Source organism: Fulvivirga sp. M361 (assembly GCF_007097395.1).
Lineage (GTDB): Bacteria > Bacteroidota > Bacteroidia > Cytophagales > Cyclobacteriaceae > Fulvivirga.
This window is the reverse complement of record NZ_VKDC01000079.1, coordinates 1-3,784: the sequence shown is the minus strand read 5'-3', so window position 1 is coordinate 3,784 and position 3,784 is coordinate 1. Positions and strand designations below refer to the sequence as shown.

The window sequence follows — 3,784 nt, the reverse complement described above, 5'->3', positions numbered from 1 at the left end:
TATTGTGAAGCGAAAATTCGATAAGGAGTCCCGAAAGTTTTCGGGATAGCCTTATCTTAAAAGTAGCGGAAAGAGGCTATTGGTGTAAAGAGCGATAGCCTTATACTTTACGAACCGCCCAGTATGAGACCCGTACGCTGGGTGGTGTGAGAGGCGCACCGTGGGCTTATAGCTCACGGCCGTCTACTCGATTAGGTTTTCGTGCATATTTCTGCGTTCCGTTTCTGCGTTCATGTTAGATCGTTCGTCCAGTGCGGTGGGGCGGCCATACTCTTTGGCAGGTTTTGGTTTGTGGGTTGGTTAGTGTGACCTGACAATGTGTATGGCTTATGAGGGGTTTTCTCTATCATAACGCCTTAAAAGTTCTGTGTTTTTAATATCCAGGATGTTTCTGTACTTGTTCACAAAAGCCTTGAGTTCTATTTTCAATCTTCTCTTGTTGAAATTTTCAATGTGTACATCATCTTTATAAGCATGACATAATTTACACAAACACATCAGATTGGATTTTTCAGTGTTTGTTAATTCCCATCCTGTTATGTGGTCAGTGTCAATAAACCTCTTATCATAATTGCTTTCCAAATCAGAGCCACCAAACCCACAGCTTTCACATGTATAGTCTACAGACTTCTTGTATGCTGTTGATATTTTTTGCCAATTGAATGGCCGACCGAAAATGTCGACTTCCCTAGTCGGTTCAATTGTCTCTTGCTGAAACTCCAATGTGTTGTGAAAGTCTTCAGTATCTCCAACTAGTTCTAGGTTTCTCGTTCTGAGAATTGACCTGCATTTTGAGCACAATTCTAAAGTCTCGTTTTCGTATTCAATGTTAGTTCCCCGTTGAGTTACAGTTACGGAAGGAGAGTTTGACCAATAATAGTAGCCATTAAACTGTCCGCGGTTTATAAAGCCTTCGATTACTTCACATTTGAAAAGGTGGAATTTTGGATTACCATAATCAGAGATACGGTAGTCTTTATTGTACATGAATCCTTTTTGATAATTCCCATTGACATTTAAATAAACTCCATCTTCACGCCAATCAATGTTTCCTAGATTTTCCTGTTCTGTTAAATCAATCCTACCAATTAGAACATTGTTCGCATATTCGCTTAATCTAGCAACCCCAACCGAATCGAGATAATTGTGGCTAATGTTGAAATTGTGCAGGTTCATTTTGAAAGTTCCTTTATGACCTTATCTACTAGCCTTTCACTAGTTGTGATTATTCTAAATTCTACCCTTCTTGAATAAGTATTGTTGGCTGGGTTGCCACTGATTACAGTTAATTCTTTGTTATCGTCCAAAGTTCTCCCATAGGACAAGCCATTTGCTGTTAACCAAAACTGAAGCCTTTGCTCCACGGAGGAGTTTAGGTTTTTATAGTAGGTCATATTTCTAAAATGCTTAAGCACTTGAGCGGAACGAAGTTGTGAAAGGATAATATTTCCGATATATGGATCCATATCATACCGATATGCCGGTACAACATCCGTGTGTCCTTCGATTCTTATCTCGGCTATTTTGTCTTGGTACTTGTCTTGAAGTAATATGTCAAAATAGCGAGGAAGAAATTCGTCCAGAATTTTAGAAAAATATGGCCTGATGCTAGTTTGACCTGATTCAAATAACACTTCAGGATTTGTGAATTTTATAGATAAGTCCTTATCTAATTCAACTTGCCATTCTTTAAAATCGTCCTTGAATGTTTTTTCAAGCTCAGAATAAAGTTGCTCTTTGGTTGCCTTGAATTCTTCGAAAATGACATCTCTTTCTTTTTGCTTTTTTTGGACCTCAACGATATAAGAAATGGCAATAAACATAAAGATTACCATTAGCCCCGTCATAATATCCGAAAAGGAAATCCAATTGCTTTCGCCACCTTTATTATTGCCTTTTGTCAAACCCATTTTTCAGTGGTTAATTGTAGTTAGCAATAATTCGTTGGATAAGCTGATCCAAACTGGTAAGGGTTTGGTTCAATTGCTCTTTGAACTCATCACTGATTTCATCCAGATTATCTCGGAGTTCACTAGAAGCTTGTGTAATGATTCCTAAACCTTTATTGAGCTGTGTTTCGGTGTTTTTCCAAAACTCACCATTTATATCTTTTATCTTCTCAATTTCATAAAGTCTGTCTATTAGAATTTCAACTGAGTCTTTGAAATTATGCTCTGCTTTTACCCATTCATTCAGTCGGTTAGTGGTTTCATCAAATGCCTCAGTGTTTTCTTTAAGGGTTTCAATAGTGTCGGTTAGGTTACTGATAATTTCAGAAAACTTGGTATCCTCAATCATTACTTTTTGAAGTTCTTCAATAAGTTTGGTCAGATGACTGTTTTCACTTGTGAGTTTATTGGTGTTTTCAGTTATTTCCAGAATAGCGGTTGAGGAAATCTTAAAGTCCTGTGAAACCGACTTGAATTGATTTGTCAATTCCACAATCATTTCTTTGTTTTCCTCCTGCCATTTATTCATCCTTTGAACGCTATTGTTCAATTCCTTGAAATTCTCTTGGACCAACCTTTCGATAAGTGCTGACATTTGAGAGTTAAATTGTTCAGTAGCGCTTTTCATGACTTCAACAAGAGCCTCAGTGTTGTTCTTTGCCAATAACTCTGAAAATTCATCAAACTTCTTTTGAATCAATTGATTGTTGGTATTCATGGACTCAACAATCCAGTCAATATTCTTTTTGGTGTCTTTCGAATACTCAGTTTGTTCTGCTCTTAATTTCTGAATCTGTGTAAGCAAGCTTGTTTCTCCATCTCCTCCCAATGCCTTTTGAACATTGGTCAGCGTTTCATTTTGATGTTTCTGACCATCTTGTATTTCTGTAAATTGATTTCTAAGCTTGATTAGTTGAGTTGATAAGCTGTCATCAGTCTCACCAATTAGAGATTTGTTTAATAGTTGAAAATTCCTGTTTGATTCACTCTTTGACTCTTTAAGTATTGTTGTCATTTCGTTAAGTGCAGCCAGTTCGTCTGTTGGAGCAGGAGGTGCTTTTAATTCTACATATCTAAAAGTAATTTGAGAAGCCTTTCCAAAGATGAGCGATAGGGAAATACCCCAGATGGACGTTGTGAAAGCAGTCTTAAGACCCTCTAAAAGGGTAGGGATACTACCTGTTATATCATCGACATCAAATTCTCTAAGACCAAAATAGATTCCAACGAAGGTTCCAAGAATTCCTAAAGTTGTAAATACGGTTGGTATAGAATCATACACATATGGAATTACTCTATTTGTATCCTTCAAACTCCATACTCTCAGGATATAATAGAGAGAGAAGATAGTCCAACTGACGATTAGACCATAAATAACGTACATGTATGTTTCCATTTAAAATCGGTTATTCAAATTATGCGTTGGCGAAATTCAGGCTCTTTTGGTTTTTAAGTTAGGGTTGAGCGCAGGCAAAACCAAATGTGCCTGAATGCGCGGCTGGTTCTACGTCACGGCATGAAACCTAACGGTTTGTGTATGAGCAGTAGCGGATTTTAGGCTACTTTTTTCGAATAACAATATACCTTATTAAACGCAAAAAACGGTTCAAGTTTACACTTAAACCACTATTGCTTATACACATTGTGTGTGCCTTGAATGGTGAATATAGCTCATGAAGTTGAGCGTTCCAAAGGGTGAAAGTCCCGTACTCGCTGGGGTCGTGCCCAGAAGCGAAGCAAGTGGCACGCGTGTCGCTGAAGCTGTAGCGTAAGCACAAGGTGGTTTGGAGTGATCCACGCACTGAAGTAAGCCAGACTGCGGTGTCTGTACTGAC

The 3,784-nt window shown here is 38.1% G+C and carries 4 protein-coding genes; all 4 read right to left on the bottom strand.

What is annotated here, in order from left to right:
• Nucleotides 1–327 precede the first annotated feature (327 nt).
• Nucleotides 328–1,176 (bottom strand): HNH endonuclease signature motif containing protein, encoded by an 849-nt coding sequence (locus FNH22_RS31525; RefSeq protein WP_143402524.1) that lies wholly within the window; start codon nucleotides 1,174–1,176, stop codon nucleotides 328–330.
• Entirely contained in the window at nucleotides 1,173–1,910 is a 738-nt protein-coding gene (locus tag FNH22_RS31520) for an OmpA family protein (protein WP_143402523.1), read from the bottom strand. The genes FNH22_RS31525 and FNH22_RS31520 overlap by 4 nt, the downstream gene beginning before the upstream one ends.
• Nucleotides 1,911–1,920: 10 nt before the next feature.
• Nucleotides 1,921–3,345: a hypothetical protein gene (locus FNH22_RS31515; protein ID WP_143402522.1), complete on the bottom strand. Its 1,425-nt coding sequence runs from the start codon at nucleotides 3,343–3,345 to the stop codon at nucleotides 1,921–1,923.
• Between the two features lie 237 nt (nucleotides 3,346–3,582).
• Nucleotides 3,583–3,784 (bottom strand): hypothetical protein (locus tag FNH22_RS32520; protein WP_221420397.1); only part of this gene is annotated, 202 nt, incomplete at its 5' end.